This window comes from Vibrio sp. Vb1127, from assembly GCF_033338735.1.
GTDB lineage: Bacteria > Pseudomonadota > Gammaproteobacteria > Enterobacterales > Vibrionaceae > Vibrio > Vibrio alginolyticus.
Genome location: NZ_JAWOTF010000004.1, coordinates 180,229 through 203,180 on the forward strand (window position 1 = coordinate 180,229; position 22,952 = coordinate 203,180).

The 22,952-nt window shown below is 44.6% G+C and carries 26 protein-coding genes; 11 read left to right on the plus strand and 15 right to left on the minus strand.

Annotated elements, in window-relative coordinates:
* Window positions 1-58 precede the first annotated feature (58 nt).
* From rlmA to R7H07_RS08725, 7 genes are all read left to right on the plus strand, one after another.
* On the plus strand, window positions 59-886 hold the full coding sequence (rlmA, locus tag R7H07_RS08695; RefSeq protein ID WP_206959624.1) for a 23S rRNA (guanine(745)-N(1))-methyltransferase: 828 nt from the start codon (window positions 59-61) through the stop codon (window positions 884-886).
* A 98-nt stretch (window positions 887-984) separates the two neighbouring features.
* Entirely contained in the window at window positions 985-1,932 is a 948-nt protein-coding gene (locus R7H07_RS08700; RefSeq protein ID WP_064376892.1) for a ChaN family lipoprotein, read from the plus strand.
* Between the two features lie 255 nt (window positions 1,933-2,187).
* Entirely contained in the window at window positions 2,188-2,547 is a 360-nt protein-coding gene (locus R7H07_RS08705; RefSeq protein ID WP_005380688.1) for a hypothetical protein, read from the plus strand.
* A gap of 386 nt (window positions 2,548-2,933) precedes the next feature.
* The gene (locus R7H07_RS08710) at window positions 2,934-4,511 is read left to right on the plus strand and encodes an alkaline phosphatase (RefSeq protein WP_025767190.1); all 1,578 of its coding nucleotides are present in this window, start codon (window positions 2,934-2,936) and stop codon (window positions 4,509-4,511) included.
* Window positions 4,512-4,647: 136 nt separating this feature from the next.
* The gene (locus R7H07_RS08715; protein WP_005380686.1) at window positions 4,648-4,947 is read left to right on the plus strand and encodes a ribbon-helix-helix domain-containing protein; all 300 of its coding nucleotides are present in this window, start codon (window positions 4,648-4,650) and stop codon (window positions 4,945-4,947) included.
* Between the two features lie 140 nt (window positions 4,948-5,087).
* Window positions 5,088-5,483: a VOC family protein gene (locus R7H07_RS08720; RefSeq protein ID WP_005380685.1), complete on the plus strand. Its 396-nt coding sequence runs from the start codon at window positions 5,088-5,090 to the stop codon at window positions 5,481-5,483.
* Between the two features lie 17 nt (window positions 5,484-5,500).
* Window positions 5,501-5,785 carry a putative quinol monooxygenase gene (locus R7H07_RS08725; protein ID WP_042522508.1) on the plus strand — a complete coding sequence of 95 codons (285 nt, stop codon included), beginning with the start codon at window positions 5,501-5,503 and terminating at the stop codon, window positions 5,783-5,785.
* A gap of 69 nt (window positions 5,786-5,854) precedes the next feature.
* On the opposite strand, the gene R7H07_RS08730 is transcribed toward R7H07_RS08725, so the two are convergent.
* Entirely contained in the window at window positions 5,855-7,534 is a 1,680-nt protein-coding gene (locus R7H07_RS08730; protein ID WP_005380681.1) for a mechanosensitive ion channel family protein, read from the minus strand.
* A gap of 191 nt (window positions 7,535-7,725) precedes the next feature.
* A complete protein-coding gene (locus R7H07_RS08735; RefSeq protein WP_206959622.1) occupies window positions 7,726-8,166 on the minus strand; it encodes a YcgN family cysteine cluster protein in 441 nt (146 codons plus the stop codon).
* A gap of 188 nt (window positions 8,167-8,354) precedes the next feature.
* On the opposite strand from R7H07_RS08735, the gene R7H07_RS08740 reads away from it, so the two are divergent.
* The 3 genes from R7H07_RS08740 to aqpZ all read left to right on the plus strand — a co-directional run bounded on the left by R7H07_RS08740 (window position 8,355) and on the right by aqpZ (window position 9,917).
* Entirely contained in the window at window positions 8,355-8,603 is a 249-nt protein-coding gene (locus R7H07_RS08740; protein WP_005380625.1) for a GlsB/YeaQ/YmgE family stress response membrane protein, read from the plus strand.
* A gap of 137 nt (window positions 8,604-8,740) precedes the next feature.
* Window positions 8,741-8,989, plus strand: a complete 249-nt coding sequence (locus tag R7H07_RS08745; protein ID WP_017820793.1) for a YkgJ family cysteine cluster protein — start codon at window positions 8,741-8,743, stop codon at window positions 8,987-8,989.
* A 229-nt stretch (window positions 8,990-9,218) separates the two neighbouring features.
* Window positions 9,219-9,917, plus strand: a complete 699-nt coding sequence (gene aqpZ / locus R7H07_RS08750; protein ID WP_130545937.1) for an aquaporin Z — start codon at window positions 9,219-9,221, stop codon at window positions 9,915-9,917.
* Between the two features lie 51 nt (window positions 9,918-9,968).
* Here the strand turns inward: aqpZ and recR are convergent, their stop codons facing one another.
* The 7 genes from recR to R7H07_RS08785 all read right to left on the minus strand — a co-directional run bounded on the left by recR (window position 9,969) and on the right by R7H07_RS08785 (window position 15,714).
* Window positions 9,969-10,568, minus strand: coding sequence for a recombination mediator RecR (gene recR, locus R7H07_RS08755; protein ID WP_005380619.1), 600 nt, complete (start codon window positions 10,566-10,568; stop codon window positions 9,969-9,971).
* A 30-nt stretch (window positions 10,569-10,598) separates the two neighbouring features.
* Window positions 10,599-10,928: a YbaB/EbfC family nucleoid-associated protein gene (locus R7H07_RS08760; protein WP_005380618.1), complete on the minus strand. Its 330-nt coding sequence runs from the start codon at window positions 10,926-10,928 to the stop codon at window positions 10,599-10,601.
* Window positions 10,929-11,010: 82 nt separating this feature from the next.
* On the minus strand, window positions 11,011-13,116 hold the full coding sequence (gene dnaX / locus R7H07_RS08765; protein ID WP_206959619.1) for a DNA polymerase III subunit gamma/tau: 2,106 nt from the start codon (window positions 13,114-13,116) through the stop codon (window positions 11,011-11,013).
* 8 nt (window positions 13,117-13,124) lie between these two features.
* Entirely contained in the window at window positions 13,125-13,670 is a 546-nt protein-coding gene (apt, locus tag R7H07_RS08770; protein ID WP_005380615.1) for an adenine phosphoribosyltransferase, read from the minus strand.
* Window positions 13,671-13,832: 162 nt separating this feature from the next.
* Window positions 13,833-14,219 (minus strand): YbaN family protein, encoded by a 387-nt coding sequence (locus tag R7H07_RS08775; RefSeq protein ID WP_080276930.1) that lies wholly within the window; start codon window positions 14,217-14,219, stop codon window positions 13,833-13,835.
* Window positions 14,220-14,252: 33 nt separating this feature from the next.
* Complete coding sequence (locus tag R7H07_RS08780; protein WP_005380608.1) at window positions 14,253-14,384, minus strand: hypothetical protein; 132 nt, start codon at window positions 14,382-14,384, stop codon at window positions 14,253-14,255.
* A gap of 223 nt (window positions 14,385-14,607) precedes the next feature.
* Window positions 14,608-15,714 carry a response regulator gene (locus R7H07_RS08785; RefSeq protein WP_206959617.1) on the minus strand — a complete coding sequence of 369 codons (1,107 nt, stop codon included), beginning with the start codon at window positions 15,712-15,714 and terminating at the stop codon, window positions 14,608-14,610.
* 289 nt (window positions 15,715-16,003) lie between these two features.
* Between R7H07_RS08785 and R7H07_RS08790 the strand changes: the two genes are divergently transcribed.
* Window positions 16,004-16,879 carry a LysR family transcriptional regulator gene (locus R7H07_RS08790; protein WP_005384959.1) on the plus strand — a complete coding sequence of 292 codons (876 nt, stop codon included), beginning with the start codon at window positions 16,004-16,006 and terminating at the stop codon, window positions 16,877-16,879.
* A gap of 66 nt (window positions 16,880-16,945) precedes the next feature.
* On the opposite strand, the gene purF is transcribed toward R7H07_RS08790, so the two are convergent.
* The 6 genes from purF to truA all read right to left on the minus strand — a co-directional run bounded on the left by purF (window position 16,946) and on the right by truA (window position 22,885).
* Window positions 16,946-18,460, minus strand: coding sequence for an amidophosphoribosyltransferase (gene purF, locus R7H07_RS08795; protein WP_005380592.1), 1,515 nt, complete (start codon window positions 18,458-18,460; stop codon window positions 16,946-16,948).
* Window positions 18,461-18,496: 36 nt separating this feature from the next.
* Window positions 18,497-18,988 carry a CvpA family protein gene (locus R7H07_RS08800; protein WP_005380590.1) on the minus strand — a complete coding sequence of 164 codons (492 nt, stop codon included), beginning with the start codon at window positions 18,986-18,988 and terminating at the stop codon, window positions 18,497-18,499.
* Between the two features lie 61 nt (window positions 18,989-19,049).
* The gene (locus tag R7H07_RS08805; RefSeq protein ID WP_042522511.1) at window positions 19,050-19,643 is read right to left on the minus strand and encodes an SPOR domain-containing protein; all 594 of its coding nucleotides are present in this window, start codon (window positions 19,641-19,643) and stop codon (window positions 19,050-19,052) included.
* A 14-nt stretch (window positions 19,644-19,657) separates the two neighbouring features.
* On the minus strand, window positions 19,658-20,920 hold the full coding sequence (folC, locus tag R7H07_RS08810) for a bifunctional tetrahydrofolate synthase/dihydrofolate synthase (RefSeq protein WP_005380586.1): 1,263 nt from the start codon (window positions 20,918-20,920) through the stop codon (window positions 19,658-19,660).
* A 46-nt stretch (window positions 20,921-20,966) separates the two neighbouring features.
* A complete protein-coding gene (gene accD, locus R7H07_RS08815; protein ID WP_005380583.1) occupies window positions 20,967-21,893 on the minus strand; it encodes an acetyl-CoA carboxylase, carboxyltransferase subunit beta in 927 nt (308 codons plus the stop codon).
* Window positions 21,894-22,090: 197 nt separating this feature from the next.
* Window positions 22,091-22,885 (minus strand): tRNA pseudouridine(38-40) synthase TruA, encoded by a 795-nt coding sequence (gene truA / locus R7H07_RS08820; RefSeq protein WP_005380566.1) that lies wholly within the window; start codon window positions 22,883-22,885, stop codon window positions 22,091-22,093.
* Window positions 22,886-22,952: the final 67 nt, after the last annotated feature.

Here is a 22,952-nt window from a genome sequence, read left to right on the forward strand (position 1 = left end):
CACTTGAGACCATGCTTTTTGATAGAATTTGCCGCCCTACTTTCTGTTCGAGATCGTCATGAACTATCAATGCCCTCTATGCCACCAAGCTCTAGCGTTAAATGAAAAAACGTTTAAGTGCGAAAACAATCATCAGTTTGACTTAGCAAAAGAAGGCTACGTTAACTTGATGCCAGCGCACCACAAACGTTCTAAAGATCCTGGTGACAACAAAGAGATGATGCAAGCTCGTCGTCGATTCCTTGAAGGAGATTACTACAACCCAATGCGCCAAGAAGTGGCGCAGCTGTGTGCAACATACACTGAGGGGAGCACCCATCAATTATTAGATATTGGTTGTGGTGAAGGTTACTACACAGATCAAGTACAAAAGACGATAGAAACACAAGCGAACCATGCCACGATTTATGGCTTAGACATTTCCAAAGTTGCCATTCGTTACGCGGCGAAGCGTTACACGCACTGCAACTTTAGTGTGGCTTCTAGTCACCGACTTCCCTTCGCAAATGAATCCTTAGATGCCATTTTGCGCATTTATGCCCCGTGTAAAGCTGAGGAGCTGCAGCGCGTTGTAAAAAACGACGGCGTTGTTGTCACGGTTACTCCTGCTAGCCGCCACTTATACCAACTGCGTGAGCGCATTTATCAAGAAGTTCGTCTTCACAATGAAGAACCAGAACATATTGCAGGGTTTGAATTAGAGCACCAGCAGCATCTTAACTATGTTATGGACTTGAAAAACGGAGCCGCAATCGATTTATTGCAAATGACGCCATTCGCATGGAAAGCAACCGATGCTCTTCGTGAAGAGTTGAAATCCGCTACACTTTTCCAATGTGAGGCTGATTTTATGTTGCGTGTATATCGCAAAAAAACACTCAATTAATAAGTCAAAAAAAACAACAAACGCAAATAGTTATCATTTATATTGATTCATTGCTCAGCCTCCATTAATATCATCCGGACATTTTTGGAGGCTTTTCAATGCGCTTTTCTACTTTGAGCTTGCTCTTTGCAGGCTTACTTACTGGTTGCTCTTCATATACGCACACCAACTCTCACGCAACCTCAGCGGAAGTCACTAGTTTTTACGACTACCAACTATACACCCCTTCTGGCGAGCACATCGCTCTAAGCAAACTGCCAATTGAGCTGCAACAAGCAGATGTCATTCTTATTGGTGAATGGCACACACACGCCGGCGTTCATCGCTTTCAAACCGATATGCTCAAACAACTTACGTCCTACGACCGCTCACTCGCGTTATCTATGGAACAATTTACCCGCGACAAACAACCTGTTGTTGACGCTTACCTACGTGGGGAGATCGGCGAACAGTACTTAATGAAACAAGCCAACGCTTGGCCCAATTATGAAAGCGACTATCGCCCTCTCGTGGAGTTTGCTAAGCAGAAAAATCTCCCGGTCATTGCAGCAAATGCCCCAAAGAGCATTGTCCGATGCATTGGTCGACAAGGGCTAGATTACATTAACAAGCTCGATGATGATCAGCGGATGTTCATTGCACAAGCCATCAACACTGGTAGTAGTCCGTACAAAGAAAAGTTCATGGCATCCATGCATCACGGTAAGCCAGAGCAGACGGAAAAACAGTTTGCAGCTCAAGTTACTTGGGATGAAACTATGGCGGAATCTATCGTTAGCTACCTAGACGACAACCCAGGCGCTCAGGTTGTCCATGTTGCAGGCAAGTTTCACACCGAGCAAGGGTTGGGTACGGCAGCATCAATCTTAAGCCGCAACTCGAGCTTAAAAGTGGTTGTAATTAGCCCAACAGATAACGTGCTTTCCGATAATACTGACTATCAGTTAGAGGTTCTCGCACCACCAGTACGGTATGTACAAGATGCTCACCGCATGGCGGCATATCAACATCTAACTAAACGCAATAACGATCTTCAATGTAAGTAGCTGGTCTTCAATTTAAGTTACTACCTTGCGTTGCGTTGCGTTGCATCATCACACCGCTCCGAGTTCATAGGGTGACAACGGTCTGCTTCCTGCTGGTCTATTTTTTGCTAATGATCACCAATAGAAACTAGAAGCGGCAAAAGCAGACCTGTTTTTATCCAAATAGCTTCAGAAATAAACTTTGCCGCCGATAAAAATATAACTGCTTTTTGCCCGCACTCAGTGACCGAGTGTCGATGTTCCAAGGAGTATTCGATGAATCCAGTAGGAAGCACTTCTGTTAATAGCTATGCCAAACAATCTGTCGCCTCTAAACAAGCAAGTATTGCACAAGAAGAAACTAGTGCTTCGCCTCTGAAAGTCGAACACAATAAGGTGACGCTTTCGACCGAGGGCAAAGCGCTACTTGCCGCTCTGCAACAAATCGAGCACGACAGCAAGAAAATAGAAGCAGAAGATAAATCTGTTGGTGAAAAGGTCGAATCTTTCACGCATGGTGCGCTTGGCATGGATCACCCTGATAAAATCGAGAAAGAAGAGGATGGCTCATATTCTGCGGGTCAATACCTGTCTGCGGCACTTACCGTTGGTGGCATCATATTGGCATTAGTCTGATAATCGTCACGACAACAAATCCTATTTGAACCAAACACTTACTGCAGCCCATAATTTAATAAGCCAAAGAACGATATGATGCAAACGTAAGTGAATTCGACCGCTCTTGTGGCCCGATAATACATGCTCGTTTATTGCTCCCTAAACTAGGTTTCTTGTGAAGGCACTGAATGGATAACTTTAGTCCATGCTTTCAACTCCTAAGCGTAATCCAAGCCCACGTTTGTGGGCTTTCTTCTTTCCAAACTAACGAACGTTAGAGAGCGACTCATTTTTTCTGCAAAACCAAACAAAAACGACAATTTGGTTAAACTTTTATTACCGACACAAAACCTTCATAAATCATTGCTTTAATGCCTGCGCTTTCAATAAACAAGGAAAATATAATGAAGCGCTTAGTATCTCCAATCGTTACGGCAGTGGCTGCATCTACCCTCTCTTTCAATGCACTCTCAGCTGAAATCAAAAACGTCATTTTGATGATCGGCGACGGCATGGGTCCTCAACAAGTTGGTTTACTCGAGACCTACGCAAAACACGCACCTAACTCGGTTTACAAAGGCGAAAGCACAGCGTTATACAAACTCGCTCAAGAAGGTGTGATTGGATCATCACTGACCAATCCAGAAGACGCAATTGTCGTCGACTCTGCGTGCTCAGCTACGATGCTAGCGACAGGAATCCCTACCGCTTCTGAAGTCATTGGCATTGATAGCCAAGGCAACCATGTCGAAACTATTTTAGAAAAAGCCAAAAGTAAAGGTAAAGCAACTGGGCTCGTCTCTGATACGCGTATGACCCACGCAACGCCAGCAGCATTTGCCGCTCATCAACCACATCGCTCCCTAGAAAACAGTATTGCGGCGGATATGCTCGAAACAGGCGTAGACGTGATGATGTCTGGTGGACTTCGTCATTGGATTCCAAAGTCGACAAACGACAAGGGAGAGACATACGAGCAGCTTGAAAAGCTCACTGAAGGAAATGTCTACCTAAAATCGAAACGCAAAGACGAACGCAACTTGCTTACTGAGGCGCAAGACCAAGGTTACAACTTGGCTTTCAGCCGCGATATGCTCACACAAGCTAAAGGTGACAAATTACTTGGACTTTTTGCTTACTCGGGCATGAACGATGGTATTGCCTACAGTCAAAGCAAAAACGATCCAAAACGCACGCAGCCATCGCTGAAAGAAATGACCACCAAAGCAATCGACATTCTTTCAAAAGACAAAGACGGTTTTTTCTTGATGGTTGAAGGCGGCCAAATTGACTGGGCTGGCCACAGTAACGATGCAGGTACGATGCTGCATGAAATGCTTAAATTCGATGAAGCGGTAAACTCAGTTTATGAGTGGGCAAAAGGCCGTGATGATACCCTGATCATTGTTACTGCTGACCACGAAACCGGCTCTTTTGGCTTTAGCTACTCATCAGCAAACTTGCCTAAACCACAAAAACGCGACGGCGAAGCATTCAAAAATCAGGATTACGCGCCAAACTTCAACTTTGGTCAGTTCGAGATCCTCGATGGTTTATACAACCAAAAGAAAAGTTACTACGGCATGATCAGTGAATTCCAAGCGCTTGATAAGAAAGAGCAAACTCCAGAGAAGTTTGCGGAAGTCGTGAACGCAAATAGCGATTTTTCGATTACGCCTGAGCAAGCAGAACGCGTATTAGCAAGTAAACCAAATCCATACCGACTCGCTGGACACAAATACTTAAGCGAAGAGAACGTTCCGACAATCAATGACTTTGATGCTTTCTTTCCTTACAACGACCGTGGCAACTTGCTAGCGCGTGAGCATGCAACAAAGCAAAACACAGTATGGGGGACGGGTACTCATACGCATACTCCTGTCAACGTATTTGCTTGGGGACCTGCAGAAACTATCCTTCCGGTATCAAAAATCATGCACCACTCGCAACTAGGCGAGTACTTGAAGCAACAAATTAAATAATCAACTTGCACTTACTTCACAACTCGTGATGTTTCAACGCTCTCGCAAGGGAGCGTTTTTTTATGCATGAAAACAGTTGACGTTTTAAATCGTACACCACAATAATTATGGGTCTTTAATTATATGAATAAAGAAAATGTGCGAAATCTTTGCTAAGCAACCCCAAGACAACTATCAGTTCATCACCCGCTCTATCCGTATTGATGGTCACGCGACCAGTGTAAAACTTGAAGCGAGCTTTTGGACAATTCTTGAGGAAATCGCTAGTGCTCAAAACATGACGGTTCCTAAATTCATAAGCACTGTTTATCAAGAAGCACTCGAATACAATGGTAAAGTGAACAACTTTGCCTCCTTACTTCGATGCGCTTGCCTCACTTACGCCCGCCAACCTCAAGAGACCACTCGTCAAGCACTTGCGCAACTTAACAGTTAATAGCAACCAACCGAGCAATAACCATCCTAGGCTATGCATCCGTATTATAAACCCTTGAGCATCTTCTAATTTGTCGTACTAGAGTACTACCCAGACTCCTTTTGAAATCGCTAACCTGTGCGGACTATCAAGGAGTACCTATGACAAAAATGATTCACACCATGATCCGAGTAAGTGATCTGGACCGCTCTCTACAATTTTACTGTGACGTACTTGAACTAGAAGTCGCTGATCAATACATCTTTGATGGCTTTTCTCTAACCTATCTAGCCAACCAAGAAACTGGCTTTGAATTGGAACTGACGCACAATCACGACCAAAGTGAGCCCTACACTCACGGCTCAGGTTACGGCCACCTTGCCGTCAGCGTGGAGGACATTGAACAAGCCCACAAACGCATTAAATCTCTCGGCATTGAAACTGGTGACATCAAAGCCTTTGACCATCAACAAAAGCATTTAGCAACGTTCTTTTTTGTAACCGACCCTGATGGTTACAAAATTGAGTTCCTGCAACGCCAAGGGCGTTACCTATAACAAAAAGAGTAAACATTATGATTCACTTGACGGCTACCTTTCATGCACAACTGGGAAAAGAACAAGAGTTGAAAGAGGTACTTACCCGAGCGCTTGAACCTACTCGCAATGAAGAAGGTTGCGTTCGTTATCAATTGTTCCAAGATAAAGACAATACATGCCACTTCGTTTTTCAGGAGCAATTTAAAAACCAACAAGCATTTGAGCTTCATGGTAAAACAGAACACTTTGCTCTTTTGATTAGCCAGATCGACAACTTGTTAGAATGCGAGCCGAAACTGGTGTTCTTCGACGAACTGTAACTATAGCGCTAACCGAAGATCAAAAAAGGCACTCTATCTAGAGTGCCTTTCACTAGTTGGGACCTGTGATTAAGCGTCTTGCTTCTCCACCATATGCAAATGCACATCTTGTTGTGGGAAAGGAATCGAAATACCTTCTCGGTCGAAGCGTAGTTTCACCTCTTTTGTCACATCCCAGTATACATCCCAGTAATCATCCGTTTTTACCCAAGGACGCACAATAAAATCTACAGAAGACGTATTTAATGTATGAACTTTGATCATTGGCTCTGGAGTGCGAAGTACCGAAGGGTGAGAGGTAATGATATCAGACAATACTGACTCCGCTTTTAAGAGGTCATCCGCATAGCCAATGCCAAACACCATATCCACGCGGCGAATGCGTTCATGCGTGACGTTCTTAATAACATCTCCCCAGATTTTGCTGTTAGGCACAATAATAATTTGGTTATCAAACGTACGGATTGTGGTGTTCACCAAACTCATATGGCTTACCTTGCCATCCACACCGCCAGCATACACAAAATCACCAACATCAAATGGGCGATAAATAAGCAGCATCATACCCGCCGCGAAGTTGGATAACGTGTCTTGCAACGCGAAACCAATAATCACACCAGCAATACCGAAACCGGTTAGGATTGGCGCTAGGTTCAAACCAAGCTGAGATAAGCCCACCATGATACCGATCACCCACACGAATTTGCCGGACATCGAGATAAAGAAGTCCTGCATCAAGTGGGAAAGTTTTAAGTTTTTCGATGCAACTGCTTTACGGACGACTTTGCGAGTTAACTTAGCTAGTCCGCGAGCGATCAATAAAATCAGCGCAAAAACAAACAACTGGAAGATATGCTGCGGTGCATTCTCGGCAAACCAATCCAGTGCCGAGTTGGACCAGTGACTCAGTATTGACCACACAACTTTGGTATTCAGTAAATCATGGGTGATATTACCCGTCACTTCAAAAATTTGGCGTTTGTATTCAGACGTTTCTAAACCGACTTTATCACCAATTGAAATCAGGTTGCGTAAGCTTTCTGTCGCAATATTTAGCCTTTGTTTAGTAATGAGCTGACTAAGTTGCAACGACGCTTTTTCCGACTCTGGGCTAGACGAAAGTTGGGAGCCAATGATCTCACTTTGCTGACTCAAGTACTCAATTGAAGCAGACAGTAAGCGCATACGTTTATCAATTTTATCTTTTAGTTCCGCTTCTGCGCGCTCGTTTTGGGCCCCTAGCTCCTTCAACCAAGCGAGATTTTGCCAGCTCGAATCGAAGCTCACATCAAGATAACGCTGTAGCTCTCGATAATCATTAACAAGAGCAAGCTTCTCTTCATCCTTAGCCTTATTTAAATCCTCGACGACTTTCTTTATTTTTTCCGATAGATAGTTCGTCGCGTCCTCAGAGTATTGTTCTTGTTTTTTAACTAGCAAGATCAGCTTGTCGCGAGAGATAGTTTCACGTTCAATCGCTGACGCTAACTGGCTTCTTAATTCTTCATTCTTTTGGAATAGTTGCAGTTGAAGGGCATCACGCTCGTCGCCACTCGCTTGCGAGAGGCTTTGGGATAAATCCACAATCTCTCGGTTCAAGTTGTCAATCGAGATTTCGGCAGCAGAAGGCTCTTGGATATCGTCAGTAGCAGTCGCATGAACAGCCATTGGGGAGAACATAATGACGGCAAGTGCGAATAATGTCACCCAAGATGTCAGGCGCAGTTTCTGGGGGAAATGAAACGTCATGTTTACCTCATAGGAAACAATCCTGATCAAAACAATCAGGAATAGAAGTGTAAAGCGTTGAAATCATACTCCTAAGTTTACAACACTAAATAATAAACTGAGCAGCATTTCGTTAGCGAGACGTCAAAGTTGGGAGCCCCAATAGCAAACAAGCCTTTCATTTAATCAATGAAAGGCTTGATTGTATTCGACTAAGAACGGTTGGGATGATTTAAAATATGGTCTTCCCAATCCACCACATCAATCTCGTAAACGACTTTGTTACGGACACTTTCCCCTGCCGCATGCATTGCGGACTTAGAGCCTGTAATCAGCGGATGCCATTCTGGTAAAGGCTGCTTTTCAGCCAACAGACGGTAAGCGCACGTGTGTGGCAGCCAAGTAAAATCGTCGATGTCTTCTCGGGTCAGCTTGGTGCACTCTTCACCCGAAGTGAAACGGTTTGGGTAATCCTTACATGAACACGTTTTACTGTTCAGCCAGCTACAAGCCACATTGGTATAGTAGATTTCATCGGTATCTTCATCCATAAGCTTATGCAAACAACATTTGCCACAACCATCACAGAGAGATTCCCATTCCTCTTCTGTCATCTGCTCTAACGATTTACTTTGCCAAAATGGAGTGCTCATACTTCAGGTCTCACCAAGGGAATTTAGGGGGCGATTTATACTCTTCTCAACGCAAAAGTTCAAGTTTTGAGAAGATCTTGCATCCTTCCCACATAACGGTGGAGATATTCAACTACTTTCGTTTTACTGTTCTATCCTTAAACAAGTTTCCATTACTCAATTGATCAAGAAGGCATTAAGGAGTTTTCATGGGTATTATTTCTTGGATTATTTTGGGCTTAATCGCCGGCGCACTTGCTAAATGGCTCATGCCAGGAAAAGATGGGGGCGGTTGGATTGCAACAATGTTACTTGGTATTGCAGGGGCATTTGTAGGTGGCTTCCTTGGCGGCATTCTCGGTTTCGGCGGAGCCACTGGCGTCAACATTGGTAGTATCATTACCGCAACACTAGGCGCATTTATTCTGTTGTTTGTTTATAACCGTTTCTTAAAATAATCACGATGATTTAAAAGCAAAAAACCAAAAAGGGAGCGTAATGTTAAGCGCGCCCTTTTATTTTTTTCTTTCTTCACTCTTCCAATCCACGTCAAAATGACCATAATTGCCCCCTTAATTTTTAAGAGGTTTACATTATGGATTGTCGATTAGGATGTGGAGCGTGCTGTATTGCGCCAAGTATCTCTTCACCAATACCTGGAATGCCCAAGGGCAAACCTGCAGGTGTTCGTTGTGTGCAACTCAACGACGACAATTTGTGCAAGCTATTTGGTAAGCCTGAACGCCCTAAAGTCTGTCACGATTTTAAACCGTGTCCGATTGTATGCGGCAACACCAATCAAGAAGCACTCGACAACATCACTGAATTAGAACAATTGACGTAATGCGACTCTAGACCACACGTTTAAAGTTAGTACCTCGGTTGTTTCTCTCCGAGGCAGTAATCAAAGCAAACTCAAGATTTAGCACTTTCCCCCTCTGCTTTTTATCTCACCCTTGAGAACTCTTGCCACATAGCGTTCCATTTGCGGTTTTCGCGCGATCTCCCTCACAATTTATTGACAATTCTCGACTATGTTCAGCGGGTCATTTAATTAAAGATCAGGAAAGAACATGAATAAGTATTTGGCTGAGGCTTTTGGCACGTTCTGGCTAGTGTTAGGCGGCTGTGGTAGCGCGGTGTTGGCTGCGGGTTTCCCTGAAGTGGGTATTGGTCTGTTGGGCGTTTCTTTGGCATTCGGTTTAACCGTTCTGACGATGGCATTTGCTATCGGTCATATTTCAGGTTGTCACTTGAACCCTGCAGTGACAGTTGGCCTTTGGGCTGGCGGTCGTTTTGAGACAAAAGACGTTGCTCCCTACATCATCTCACAGGTTATCGGCGGGCTTATCGCAGGTGGTGTGCTTTACGTTATTGCATCTGGACAAGCAGGATTCGATGTTGTGGGTTCTGGCTTTGCCGCCAATGGTTATGGTGAACACTCTCCAGGCCAATACTCGATGATCGCTGCACTTGTGACTGAAGTTGTCATGACGATGATGTTCCTGATTGTCATTATGGGTGCAACAGACAAACGTGCGCCACAAGGCTTTGCACCTATCGCAATTGGCCTGTGTTTGACTCTCATTCACCTGATCAGCATTCCTGTCACCAATACGTCAGTAAACCCTGCTCGTAGCACGGCAGTCGCAGTATATGTGGGTGACTGGGCGGTTTCTCAGCTATGGCTGTTCTGGGTTGCGCCTATTGTGGGTGGCGTGCTTGGTGCGGTTATCTACAAAAACCTTCTTGGTGAAGAATCGAACGATTAATCGTTCCCAACTCCCAAGATCAAAAAAGCCGCTGAGTTCAGCGGCTTTTTATTAAATTCTGTGTCGACCTAATAGCGAATGTGACAACGTCGTGCCATCAACAAGCTCTAGCTCCCCACCGACAGGCACACCATGCGCGATGCGGCTGGCATCAACTTGGTGCTCTTTACATAGCTCTGCGATGTAGTGGGCAGTGGCTTCACCTTCAACTGTTGGGTTTGTCGCCAAAATCACTTCGGTAATATCACCGCGACGTAAGCGGTAATCAAGGACATCTAATCCAATATCACTTGGACCAATACCATCTAATGGCGACAAATGCCCCATAAGAACAAAATACCGACCAGAATATTGGCCTGTTGCTTCAACGGCTGCGATGTCTGCCGGGCTTTCTACCACACAAATTTGACCATTTTCTTGGCGTTTTGGGTTGGTACAAATGTGACAGACTTCTTCTTCGGTGAAGGTTCGACACTCAGTACAATGACCTATTTCTGTCATTGCCTGACTCAGCGCATCTGCAAGCTGCAAACCGCCTTTTCTATCGCGCTGTAACAAATGAAAGGCCATACGCTGCGCTGACTTGGGGCCAACCCCAGGTAGACAACGTAAGGCCTCCATCAATTGCTCCAGCATATGACTGGTACGCATTAAAAGTCCGCTTAATTAAATATCAGCAGATTAGAATGGCATTTTCATGCCTGGTGGTAGTTGCATACCGCCAGTTACAGAAGCCATTTTCTCTTTTTGAGTTTCTTCAACACGACGGGCTGCATCGTTGAACGCCGCAGCGATCAGATCTTCAAGCATTTCTTTGTCGTCTTCCATCAAACTTTCATCGATGTCAACACGACGTACGCTGTGACTACCAGTGATAGTAACTTTAACTAGGCCAGCACCAGACTCGCCAGTTACTTCCATATTCGCGATTTCTTCTTGAAGCTTTTGCATGCGATCTTGCATTTGCTGGGCTTGCTTCATTAGGTTGCCCATACCGCCTTTACCAAACATGTTTATCTCTCTGGTTTAATGAGGTGTTGCATCAATTAATGGGGTTATACCTTTGGGTTTTCAACCCCATTCCATTCGATTATTAGATAGGGCGCACACTATCTTTATCAAGCTCTGCAGCAAAACGACGTTCAATAAATTGAACATTTGGATCGTTTTCTAAACTGTTCAGCGCTTGCTGTAATTTCTCTTGGTAGAGCCTATCTCTCAGTTCAAGTGGTGTTTCTCCACTCTCCCCTATTTCGATGCTCATGTGGCACTCTTCACCTAACACGGTATTAAGTGCTTTGAGCAATTCGGCTTGAGCTCTATCAGTATTCAAATGAGCTTGGCTGCTTCTCAATAGTAACGAAACGGTTGTTCCTTCCTTACTATAATGAGAGTTTAGCGCAAGTTGCTCTACCAGCTTAGGGATCTCCATTAAGCTGATGAGCTTCGCCCATTCATTATGTTCTAATGACTCATCGATGAGCTTTTGTGCCATTTCAGGCGTTTTCTCATGCTCAAGTGCCTGCTTGAGCTGCGTAGGTGTCAGTTTTGTATTTACTTTTGTCTCAACAGGCTTGCTTGGACGCCAGCGATACGCTTCCTCAACTTGTGGCTCCGTCGACTTCGGAGCTGAGTTTGGCGACACCTGCGCGGAATTGCCATGCAATTGCGCTACTCGGTCGATAACCGATTCTGGTTGTGCAGATGCCGCTTTAGGCTTTTTTGAGCCACCATTTTGAGGAGTGTTCTGTTGTAGGCCTTGACGCTGAGAACGTAATTGGTGACGTAAACCGCTTAGACCACCGCGCGCTGGTGTTGAAACGCTCTCTTGCATTTGCTGAGGTGGCGTTTCATGCTGCGGCGCTGGGTTTTCACTCATCGGCGGCGCCATATCATACTGTGGTGGAACCGTCTCATATCCACTCGCTTGATACTCAGGTTGTGAACTGGATGAAGGTTGAGGCGCCACTTGTGGTGTGCTTTGTGCTGGACTCGGCTGCTGAGCTCGAGGAGCTGCTACTGTCCGAGCTGGTGCAGTCTTTGATTGACTGGCACTTTGAACTGGGGCTGAAGCTGATTCGCAGTTACTGGAAACAACATTTGCCCCACTGTTACTTGATGGGCGGAACGCCATCATACGCAGCACAATCATTTCCAGACCGACTCGCCCATTTGGCGAGAGAGTCAAATCTTCACGACCTTTCAATGCAATTTGGTAGTAAAGCTGAACGTCTTGCGGACTTAGTGCTTTACTCAACAACTCGATTCTTTCTGCATCTGGCTGCGCTCGGTCTAGCGACGCTGGCAGCGCTTGATACATCGCAATTCGATGAAGCTGTGTTGCGACTTGCTGCAACAAACCATCCCACTCAACACCATTTGCTGCTAATTGCTGGATTTTATCCATGGCTTGTTGAGGTTGCTTGCTGCTGATTGACTCTAGTAAGTGAATCGCTTGGTCGGTATCAATCGTCCCCAACATGTGGCTGACAATATCGGCTTGCACCGCACCGTTACCTAAAGCAATTGCTTGATCAGTCAAGCTAAGAGCATCACGCATACTGCCATCTGCAGCATGTGAGATCATACCCAACGCTTTTGGCTCTGCTGAAACTTGCTCTTGACCTAGGATGTAATCAAGTTGCTGGTGAATCTCATCAACGCTGATTGGTTTCAGATGAAACTGAAGACAACGCGACAATATAGTGACAGGCAGCTTTTGTGGATCAGTTGTTGCGAGTAAGAACTTCACATACTCTGGCGGCTCTTCCAGGGTTTTCAACAACGCATTGAAAGAGTGACGCGATAGCATGTGCACCTCATCGATGAGGTACACTTTAAAACGTCCACGAGCAGGTTTGTATTGAACGTTGTCTAACAGTTCACGAGTGTCTTCAACTTTAGTACGTGATGCTGCGTCGATTTCAAGAAGATCGACAAAGCGACCTTCATCAATTTCACGACAAGTATCACACTTACCACAAGGTGTCGCGGTAATGCCGGTTTCGCAGTTCAAGCCTTTGGCAAACAGCCTACCGATACTCGTTTTACCCACACCACGAGTCCCGCTGAACAGATAAGCATGGTGTAAACGGTTTTGCGCCAGTGCGTTTTCCAACGCCGTCAGGACATGTTTTTGTCCGACAACTTGGTCAAACTGATTAGGACGCCATTTTCGCGCTAAAGCTAAATAACTCATTGAATGTATTAATGTCCTTCAAAATCGCAGATGCTGTACACGTTTAGACCTAGTGCTTCTAAACGTTTATCGCCACCGATTTCTGGTAGGTTGATAACGAACGCAGCGTGCTCAACTTCACCACCCAGTTGGCGAATCAGCTTAGTCGTCGCTTCAATAGTACCGCCCGTTGCCAATAAATCGTCGACAACCAGTACTTTGTCGCCTTCAACGATGGCATCTGTATGGATTTCTAGTGTATCAACGCCGTATTCAAGCTCATAAGATTGAGCAACAGTAGGGCGTGGTAGCTTGCCTGGTTTACGCACTGGTACAAAACCAACACCTAGCTCAAGCGCTAAAGGCGCGCCAAATAGAAAGCCACGGGCTTCCGTACCCACAACCTTGGTAAAGCCCATATCTTTGTAACGTTCAACAAGTAAGTTGATCGTCGCTTGGTATGCTTTCGCGTCTTCAAGAAGGCTCGTCACATCACGAAATAGAATGCCTGGCTTTGGGTAGTCTTGGATGCTTTTGATGCTAGATTTGATCAGTGAAATTGTTTCTGTAGTCATAATACCGATTTACTTAGATTGGCTCATCGCCCTCTCTAATCGCAGTATCACGAGGGCAACGAACAATAGGTTTTCACCACTATGTGCTTATTTTCGTAAAAGTCACAGGCGCTGAAAATACAAACGCCCACTCGAAGAGCGGGCACACTATTCTCTACAATCTTAGTGATTTTCTTCTCGGTCAGCAACCAACTCAATCACAGGCAGACGCATAAACCAGCTGAGTAAAACGATTAGCATCACTAAAAGACCAATTTTTACCCAAACGAGGGGGACAACAACGATTGAAACCATGAAACTAAGCGCAATAAAAATCGCACCACGCTTTTTTACTTTTGAAGTAACAGCCCGATGCTTATGCCAATTGTCGAGAATGGGTCCAAACGTTTTGTGGTTATGTAACCATTGATGAAATGCGGGGCTACCACGCATAAAACATGCGCTAGCAAGCAAAATAAAAGGTGTGGTGGGTAACAGTGGAAGGGCTATGCCGGCTATGCCGAGCACAATACAGAGTCCACCAACAGTATTGAAAAAGTAACGCTTAATACGAATGGTGAACTCCGGTACAAAATAGCTAGATTAAAAGCCTGCGTAACCATTCATTACACGAAGCCAGGTTAGCGTTGCAGGAAGTGTTGGGATCAAAAGAACTGCAATAAAACCTAAAAAGTAAAAAATATTATAAGGCTCTTTAAAATCTTTGTCTGCCATGATGTGTCTTCTCACTAGTTGACTTTGCTTCTCCCAAGGCACAGCGTTAAATTATCGTTGCACAAATGGGTCATTATTGTTTTAAGCACTGACTATACATTAAACAATCAAATCTAAACACCAGTAAAAAGTAAGGTTATTGAACTAAACGTATGTTGTTTTGGTGGTTCTAAAAAGATAATAAGCAGCGTCAGGACGCTGCTTATTGGTTTGCAAGTCATAATTATACTAGTCGGGATTTCCGGGTAATACTTAAACTAAAACTTGAAGAACCTAAACACCCGATAGATAACTGTCCTGCAACACTAAGCGGTAAATCGCGGGTGATGAAGTTTTTCATACTTCCTCCCCCTAAACGGTTACCTGCTGCGATGTGTTGATTCGTATTTCCGTCAGACCAATGGCTATCTAAACCCGCAGGCAATATAGAGACCGAGGATGAAGCGAGGTCGGCGACACCAAACACAGCATTGACTGCACCCGCACACTCCGAACACTCAATTCCTTTTTCAATGATCCCTACCATGTCCTTGAGATCAGCACTGAAACTTTTCAAGTTACGGAGATAGTCGTCAAACAATGCCCTAACGAGCAATGTCGTCGCAACTCCATCATTAGCTTGGGAAGCAGAATCAACGAGATAAAACGCAAATTGACCATTCATTAACCAACGATAATCGAAAACCAAGGGCATCACATCCGTCGATTGCAATAAACGATACGAGCAGCGCCAATCTCCCTGAGCAGCATCCTTCTCTGGCAATAGCGCTTGCAGTAAATCTCTTGCCGCACTCGGATTCTGTTGCAAATACTCCAGATGCCAATACAGCTCTTGTTCATCCGGGATTTCACCACCATCATCAACCCTGAACCACTGACTTGAAAAGTCACGTTGTTCTGAGAAGTGGCTATCGGTATCTTCTAGCGTATTCTCTATCGCCTGAGATAGGTGCTCATAATTACCTATCGGTTTAGGAAGAAAATCTTTAATACCAAATCGCAACGCTTTCGCGACATCGGACATTTCATCCGTGCCTGATACCACGATAAGCGGCATATATGGGTATTCGAGACTAACTTCTTCGACGAACTCGATACCATCTAAGACCGGCATCGATAAATCACATAAGATAAGATCGGGTTGGCATTCCCTGAGTTGTTGAAGCGCTTCTAGGCCGTTTTCTGCTTCTACTACTTTAAAACCCTGACTTTCTAAATAGGCATTGGTTACTTTACGAAATATTGGATCATCGTCCACCAACATTATTAGTTTTTGATTACTCACTTCCTGTGCCGAGACCATTGCCGTTTGACTGTGAGTCTTAAACATACCTTTATCCCTCACAAAGCTCAGTCAAAAAAACAGATTTATTATTAAGTCATTATTTTTGTTGTGTTTACTTCCAGCAAAACGTGTCACAGCAAGACCTGAGGCCGCTTTGCCTTGTTATAAAACTTAGCTCGGAAACTGCATTAATACAAATATTACGGCGTATAACAGTATTTACTCAAACAGGGTTGCTGTGTTCAAATGATGCAACATGTTGACTTAAAGCAAGCTTTGATCACAAAGTTAATTATAAATTAACCGTAATCGGTAATTTAATGTGTCTGGAAATATGAAATTAGATGACTTAAACCTGTTTCGACTGGTTGTCGAAAATGGGAGCTACACCGCAACTTCGCGAAAAACCATGATCCCGGTTGCGACCATCACCCGACGCATTCAAGCGCTAGAAGACTCTGTCAATCTTCGACTATTGAACCGTCATGCTCGCAAACTTTCGCTCACTGAAGCAGGGGAACGTTTTTACCATGAGTGCTCTCCTTTACTACAAAGGCTAACAACCGCAGCAGAGGAAATCACTGACGACTGCCGAGGAGCATCCGGCAAGATTAAGATCTCCGCGCCTTACAACTTAACTAAACGAATGATGATGCCGATGTTCAACAGCTTTATGAAGCAGTACCCGGACATCAACATTGAGCTAACGACAGAGAATAATGCGGACAAGCTTGACCCTACTGAATGGGATGTAATTTTTCGAGTGGGACCGCAACGCGACTCTAGCCTCATCGCGCGTAAGATTGGCGAAGTGAAGGATATTCTCGTTGCAAGCCCTGACTATCTAACCTCAAATCCTGCGCCACACCATGCAGAAGAGCTCTCTAACCATTCATTGCTAAAAGGGTACCCACTTATTAAGTGGACCTTGATTAATAGCAAAGGCGAGTCTGTGGTGAATGTTGATCGTGGTCGTTTTCAAGCAAACGCGCTCAATGTGGTGCGCAGTGCTTGTTCCGAAGGTTTAGGCATCACACTAATGCCAGATGTCATGATCAAAGAGTACATCGAGAGCGGCGATTTGGTACGCGTACTGCCAGATTGGAGTGCAAACCCGCGCGACATTTATATGCTTTACAACCACAAAGACCACCTGCCAGAGAAAGTTCGCCTCTTTATTGACTTTGTGATCGCTTATAACATTCACTAATTAAGTAGCGAAAACAAAAAACCAGAGCCGAAGCTCTGGTTTTTTTACGACTTAAGAAAACGCACCCTATGCGCCTTCGTTATGAAGCTCTAGGTTTGCTAAATCCTGTTGGATTTCAAGTTGTGTTTTCGCATCATCGTTACGAAGACCATCTAAAAAATCTAGGTATTGTTGGTCGATATCACCCGTTACGTATTCACCGTTAAACACGGAAGTATCGAACTGAGTAATGTCTTGATTTCCAAGACCTACAGCTTCTACCAAATCTTCTAGACGTTGATAAATAAGCGCATCGGCACCAATCTGCTTACAAATTGTATCGTTGTCACGGCCATGGGCAATAAGCTCTGTAGCACTTGGCATATCAATGCCGTATACGTTCGGGAAACGAACTTCAGGAGCCGCTGAGACCATGTACACTTTCTTGGCACCAGAATCACGAGCCATCTCAATAATCTGCTCTGACGTTGTACCTCGAACAATAGAGTCATCCACCAGCAACACATTCTTACCTTTGAATTCCGAACGAATAGCATTCAACTTGCGACGTACTGATTTCTTACGTTGTTGCTGGCCAGGCATGATAAACGTACGTCCAACATAACGGTTTTTCACGAAACCCTGGCGATAAGGGATATCGATCGCTTGAGCGATTTGCAGTGCAATGTCGCAAGACGTTTCAGGGATAGGAATGACAACATCGATATCAAGGTTTGCGTAATCTTCACGAATACGTTCGCCCAGCTTTTTACCCATTTCAACGCGAGCACTGTATACCGAAATTTTATCGATGAACGAATCCGGACGAGCAAAGTACACGAACTCGAAAATACAAGGGTTCAGCTTAGGATTATCTGCACACTGCTTCGTGTAAAGCTCACCGTCAAACGTTGCGTAAATCGCTTCACCAGGTGCAACATCACGGACGAAATCAAAACCGACCGCATCCAATGCCACCGATTCAGACGCAACCATGTACTCTGCTCTGCCGTTAACTTCACGCTTACCTAAACAGAGCGGGCGAATACCGTGTGGGTCACGAAATGCAATCATACCATGACCAATGATCATGGCGGTCACAGCATAAGCACCGCGAATTGTGCGATGAACATTGGTAACTGCGCGGAATACGTCTTCGGTCGTGACATTTCCTTTTACTGAGTCAATTTCGTGCGCCAGTACATTTAGTAATACTTCAGAGTCTGAAGTGGTATTGATATGACGGCGATCTTTTTCAAACAGCTTCTGACGAACTTCGTTAGCGTTAGTCAAGTTACCGTTGTGGGCAAGTGTAATACCGAAAGGAGAGTTTACGTAGAAAGGTTGAGCTTCTGAAGCGCTTGAACTGCCTGCTGTAGGGTAACGAACATGACCAATTCCGACCTCGCCTTGCAGGCGTTGCATGTGTCTTGCTTCAAATACATCCTTGACTAAACCGTTCGCCTTACGTAGACGAAAACGATTGCTTTCTATGGTACAAATACCAGCGGCATCTTGGCCACGATGCTGTAACACCGTTAACGCGTCATAAATAGACTGGTTTACAGGCGTTGTGCCCACGATTCCAACAATACCACACATGTCCTAATCCTCGATTTGCGACAGTAGCTGGCACTACTAGATAGTGCCAGACAGAAAACTTGATGTTGCTTGTAAATGCTCGAAGAATGGGGCGATGATACGGCTGAACTCAGGGATCAACTGTGAATCTTTCCACCAATCCGAGCTTGGGAATGCAGTAAACGCATCCATAAAAAACAGCACCGCAGAAACAATTAAGACTCCGCGTAGACCACCAAATACAATCCCGAGAATTCGGTCCGTACCTGATAGCCCTGTTTTTTGTACCAGTTGACCAATGACGTAATTCACCACTGCACCAACTACCAAGGTTGCGACAAATAACGCCGCAATCGCCGCTCCGTTACGAAACATATCATCTTCGATGTTGGTGAAGTACACCGCCAATTTGGCATAGTAATTACTGGAGATAAAAAACGCTCCAAACCAAATCACCAAAGACAAAGCTTCTTTAGCAAAACCGCGAACTAAACTGATCAGAGCTGAAAATCCGATCACACCTAAAATGATAAAATCTATCCAATTCATCTTTTCTTCATCTTAAGTTGGCGCGCATTTTAACAGAAAAAATGCTGACGCAAACGTTTTCTTATGGATTTAATGGCTTAAATTTAAGCAATTGACCTTTTGAACCTGTAATTTTTTGTAATTCTTGAACTTGTCGTTCAAGTTTACTTTTTGACACATCAGGGCCAACAATCACTCTCGTAAACTCGTTTTCTTTCTTTGTGTGAGCTTGATAACCACGCTTTTGCAAATCCGCGACAAGCGCGACAGCATTTTCGTGATTCTTAAGTGCCATCAACTGAATGATCCAAGCTGAATCTTCATATTGATTTTTCTCTTGAACAGGACGAGTGACGACCTCAACTTGCTCTGGTTGTTTGATGACCTCAGGTTTAGATGTTGGCGCTGGCTCGGGCTCAGAAACGGCTACTTGAGCATCCTCACTTTCTTGCACTACAGCTTCAACCGGAGAATCCGGTAACGTAATGTCGTCTTCCACTGGCTCTAATATTTCGAAGTTTTCCACATCACTATCAAGTTCTGGTTTGATAGGAATACTGGCAAATTCTTCTTTGTAGTGCAGTTTCTTACCATCTAGCACATCGGGAAGAACAATGACTCCGACTGCGACTAGAATGATGGTGCCGACTAAACGACTTTGGAATTTACTTGCCATCAAAATACCTTTACTTATTTATTATTTGATTGCCAATGTTCCAATACCTCTCCGACGGTATGGAATGAGCCAACCACCAGAATAACGTCTCCTGCCTTTGCGTGGCTTCTCGCACTCTCGAAGGCGTCAACAGGGTTTTCAAAATGAACTTGCCCATCAGGTAAGTATTGGCACAATTCATCAGCGGTCGCCGCTCTCGGTCCAGTAAGCGACGCTGGATACCATTGTGTTGCAACTGGAGTTAGCGCTTCAATGGTTGCTTTAATGTCCTTGTCATGCAGCATTGCAACCACAATATGGATATTCTTACCCAGATATTGTTGCTTCACTCTTTCTACCAAATACTCAGCAGAGTGCGGGTTATGAGCGACATCAAGGACTATTTCAGGTTCGTGATGCAGTACTTGCATACGCCCCGCCAAACGCGCATTATTCAAGCCATTGACAATATTTATGTCAGTGATTTGCAATTCCGAAGCCCCTAGTGCCATCAGTGCAGTGGCTGCATTTTGTAATGGTAGCGATGGGATTGGTAAATCCTCTAACTCAAATGCCCCACTGCTCCATTTCCAACCATTATCAGTTAGTTGGTAATCGTACTGAATACCTACTTGGAAGAACTCAGAACCAATATCGTCAGCATGAGCCGCCACGGTCGCTGGTGGCGTCGGTTGACCACAAATTGCTGGCTTCCCTGAACGGTAAATGCCCGCTTTTTCAAAACCAATAACATTGATGTCATCACCAAGCCAATCCACATGATCGATCGCTAAGCTCGTAATAACAGAAACATCATGGTCAACAACATTAGTGGCGTCTAGACGGCCGCCAAGTCCTACTTCAAGTAAGACAACGTCAACTTTCTCTACTTGGAAAATACGTAGCGCAGCAAGCGTACCGAATTCAAAGAGGCTAAGGCTAACATCACCACGCTGCTTTTCTACATAATCGAATGCTTCACAGTGCTTGGCATCTACAACGTCAACGCCATTAATGCGTACACGCTCGTTGTAACGAATCAGGTGCGGAGAACTATAAACACCGACTGAATAGCCAGCATCAAGTAAAATGGCTTCCATTAACGCACACGTTGAGCCTTTGCCATTGGTTCCGGCAACGGTGATTACGGTTGGAGCTGGTTTGGTAAGATTGGCTTTGTTTGCTACCGCTTGGACACGGTCTAAGCCTAGATCAATTGCTGAGGAATGAATATTTGCTAAATAATCAAGCCACATCTCTAATGAAGATGTGGCTTGAGGAATTGGGTTTTGGGTCATCTAACTTTAACCATTAAATTCTTTGGTTTTTATGTTAGTTGATACTTTACCCTTTTTCGTCCGCTTCTGGTACAGAATATGGCTCTTCATTTGGAGATTCGTTAACCGAAACCACCAAAGGAGACTTGTGGTTAGTCATCTTAGCGATAAGACCACCCACACGCTGACGCATTTCACGACGGTCAACGATCATATCAATAGCACCGTGATCAAGCAGGAACTCACTACGCTGGAAACCTTCAGGAAGATCTTCACGTACAGTTTGCTCGATTACACGACGACCAGCAAAGCCAATGAGGGCCTTAGGTTCACCGATGTTGATATCACCCAACATAGCCAAACTTGCTGATACACCACCCATTGTAGGGTCAGTTAGAACAGAAATAAACGGCAGACCTTTTTCTGATAAACGCTCAAGCGCAGCACTGGTTTTTGCCATTTGCATAAGAGACATTAAAGCCTCTTGCATACGAGCACCACCACTTGCTGAGAAACAAACAAGCGCACAGTTATTTTCAATGGCTGCATCCACTGCTTTCACAAAGCGAGCACCAACGACTGAACCCATTGAACCACCCATAAAGGAGAATTCAAACGCACACGCCACAAGCGGCAGACCAAGCAATTCACCCTGCATCACAACTAGCGCATCTTTCTCACCGCTATTTTTTTGTGCAGCAGAGATACGCTCTTTGTATCGCTTAGAATCTTTAAATTTCAGTTTATCCTGTGGCTCAAGTTCAGAACCTAATTCAACTCGATTACCTTCATCTAAAAATGTTTCCAAACGACGACGCGCTTTCATACGCATGTGATGGTTACACTTTGGACAAACTTCTAAGTTACGCTCTAGTTCAGCATGGTATAAAACCTGTTCACAAGAGGTACATTTAGTCCACACACCTTCTGGGATAGAAGCTTTGCGTGAACTTACTAGATTGCTTTTCTCTAAAATCTTTTCAAGCCAACTCATGGAAGACCTTTTCTCTCAACTCTTCCGCTTCATTGCGAAAGATATAAATTCGACATAATACCGACGGATTAAACCATATCTTGCAGCTACTGTAGATAAAAAACTGGTTGTACCTATTTTTGATATCGTAAATAGCGTATGTTTTCCGTTCACATTCAATGTAAACACTACCGATATTTTGAAATAAGTTTGTAAAATTAGTTCAAATTATCTGGTAAAAACAGTGGACCGATCGGCACTTCAGGTAACCCAAACTCTTCTGGGTAGTCTACATCTACCAGGTACAGACCTTCCGCTTTCGCTGTCGCACCCGCTAGTTTGCGATCTTTGGCTTCTAATAACCACTTGATCCATTCAGGACTCTCTTCGCCACGTCCAACTTTTATCAAGCTACCCGTGATATTACGAACCATATGATGCACGAACGCATTGGCTTTAATATCAATAACCACATAGTTTCCATGGCGCGTAACGTTCAGATGCATCAAGTTTCGAAATGGGCTGCGAGACTGACAATGCGCCGCGCGAAACGACGTAAAATCATTTTCGCCAAGTAGGAACTGCCCTGCTTCATGCATTTTTTTCTCGTCGAGCTCACCATGATAGTGACTAACCCCCGAGTTTAGGATGCCTGGACGTAAAGCATGATTGAAAATAATGTAACGATAACGGCGAGCTGTCGCTGAGAATCTTGCATGGAAATCATCTGAAACTTCCTTAGCCCAACGAACCGCTATATCGCTTGGCATGTTCGCGTTTGCGCCCATGGTCCAAGCTACCATTTTTCGAGTAACGTTGGTATCAAAGTGCACAACTTGTCCCGTGCCATGCACGCCTGCGTCTGTCCGACCAGCACACTGAACTTCAACTGGGTGATTAGCGACGACGGACAATGCTTTCTCTAGCTCTTCTTGGACACTTTTCACTTCTCTTTGGCGCTGCCAACCAAAGTAGTTTGTACCGTTGTACTCGATACCTAATGCGATTCTCATCTTAACCTTCGAACTCTAAAATGGGGCGGGAAGTATATACTCAAGTCACCTCAAGTTGCCAGTTTCA

What these genes read in the sequence shown, in the direction of transcription:
- rlmA (WP_206959624.1), top strand. Translation starts at nt 59, where the DNA reads ATGAACTATCAATGCCCTCTATGCCACCAAGCTCTAGCGTTAAATGAA.
- R7H07_RS08700 (WP_064376892.1), top strand. Translation starts at nt 985, where the DNA reads ATGCGCTTTTCTACTTTGAGCTTGCTCTTTGCAGGCTTACTTACTGGT.
- R7H07_RS08705 (WP_005380688.1), top strand. Translation starts at nt 2,188, where the DNA reads ATGAATCCAGTAGGAAGCACTTCTGTTAATAGCTATGCCAAACAATCT.
- R7H07_RS08710 (WP_025767190.1), top strand. Translation starts at nt 2,934, where the DNA reads ATGAAGCGCTTAGTATCTCCAATCGTTACGGCAGTGGCTGCATCTACC.
- R7H07_RS08715 (WP_005380686.1), top strand. Translation starts at nt 4,648, where the DNA reads ATGTGCGAAATCTTTGCTAAGCAACCCCAAGACAACTATCAGTTCATC.
- R7H07_RS08720 (WP_005380685.1), top strand. Translation starts at nt 5,088, where the DNA reads ATGACAAAAATGATTCACACCATGATCCGAGTAAGTGATCTGGACCGC.
- R7H07_RS08725 (WP_042522508.1), top strand. Translation starts at nt 5,501, where the DNA reads ATGATTCACTTGACGGCTACCTTTCATGCACAACTGGGAAAAGAACAA.
- R7H07_RS08730 (WP_005380681.1), bottom strand. Translation starts at nt 7,534, where the DNA reads ATGACGTTTCATTTCCCCCAGAAACTGCGCCTGACATCTTGGGTGACA.
- R7H07_RS08735 (WP_206959622.1), bottom strand. Translation starts at nt 8,166, where the DNA reads ATGAGCACTCCATTTTGGCAAAGTAAATCGTTAGAGCAGATGACAGAA.
- R7H07_RS08740 (WP_005380625.1), top strand. Translation starts at nt 8,355, where the DNA reads ATGGGTATTATTTCTTGGATTATTTTGGGCTTAATCGCCGGCGCACTT.
- R7H07_RS08745 (WP_017820793.1), top strand. Translation starts at nt 8,741, where the DNA reads ATGGATTGTCGATTAGGATGTGGAGCGTGCTGTATTGCGCCAAGTATC.
- aqpZ (WP_130545937.1), top strand. Translation starts at nt 9,219, where the DNA reads ATGAATAAGTATTTGGCTGAGGCTTTTGGCACGTTCTGGCTAGTGTTA.
- recR (WP_005380619.1), bottom strand. Translation starts at nt 10,568, where the DNA reads ATGCGTACCAGTCATATGCTGGAGCAATTGATGGAGGCCTTACGTTGT.
- R7H07_RS08760 (WP_005380618.1), bottom strand. Translation starts at nt 10,928, where the DNA reads ATGTTTGGTAAAGGCGGTATGGGCAACCTAATGAAGCAAGCCCAGCAA.
- dnaX (WP_206959619.1), bottom strand. Translation starts at nt 13,116, where the DNA reads ATGAGTTATTTAGCTTTAGCGCGAAAATGGCGTCCTAATCAGTTTGAC.
- apt (WP_005380615.1), bottom strand. Translation starts at nt 13,670, where the DNA reads ATGACTACAGAAACAATTTCACTGATCAAATCTAGCATCAAAAGCATC.
- R7H07_RS08780 (WP_005380608.1), bottom strand. Translation starts at nt 14,384, where the DNA reads ATGGCAGACAAAGATTTTAAAGAGCCTTATAATATTTTTTACTTTTTA.
- R7H07_RS08785 (WP_206959617.1), bottom strand. Translation starts at nt 15,714, where the DNA reads ATGTTTAAGACTCACAGTCAAACGGCAATGGTCTCGGCACAGGAAGTG.
- R7H07_RS08790 (WP_005384959.1), top strand. Translation starts at nt 16,004, where the DNA reads ATGAAATTAGATGACTTAAACCTGTTTCGACTGGTTGTCGAAAATGGG.
- purF (WP_005380592.1), bottom strand. Translation starts at nt 18,460, where the DNA reads ATGTGTGGTATTGTTGGAATCGTGGGCACAACGCCTGTAAACCAGTCT.
- R7H07_RS08800 (WP_005380590.1), bottom strand. Translation starts at nt 18,988, where the DNA reads ATGAATTGGATAGATTTTATCATTTTAGGTGTGATCGGATTTTCAGCT.
- R7H07_RS08805 (WP_042522511.1), bottom strand. Translation starts at nt 19,643, where the DNA reads ATGGCAAGTAAATTCCAAAGTCGTTTAGTCGGCACCATCATTCTAGTC.
- folC (WP_005380586.1), bottom strand. Translation starts at nt 20,920, where the DNA reads ATGACCCAAAACCCAATTCCTCAAGCCACATCTTCATTAGAGATGTGG.
- accD (WP_005380583.1), bottom strand. Translation starts at nt 21,893, where the DNA reads ATGAGTTGGCTTGAAAAGATTTTAGAGAAAAGCAATCTAGTAAGTTCA.
- truA (WP_005380566.1), bottom strand. Translation starts at nt 22,885, where the DNA reads ATGAGAATCGCATTAGGTATCGAGTACAACGGTACAAACTACTTTGGT.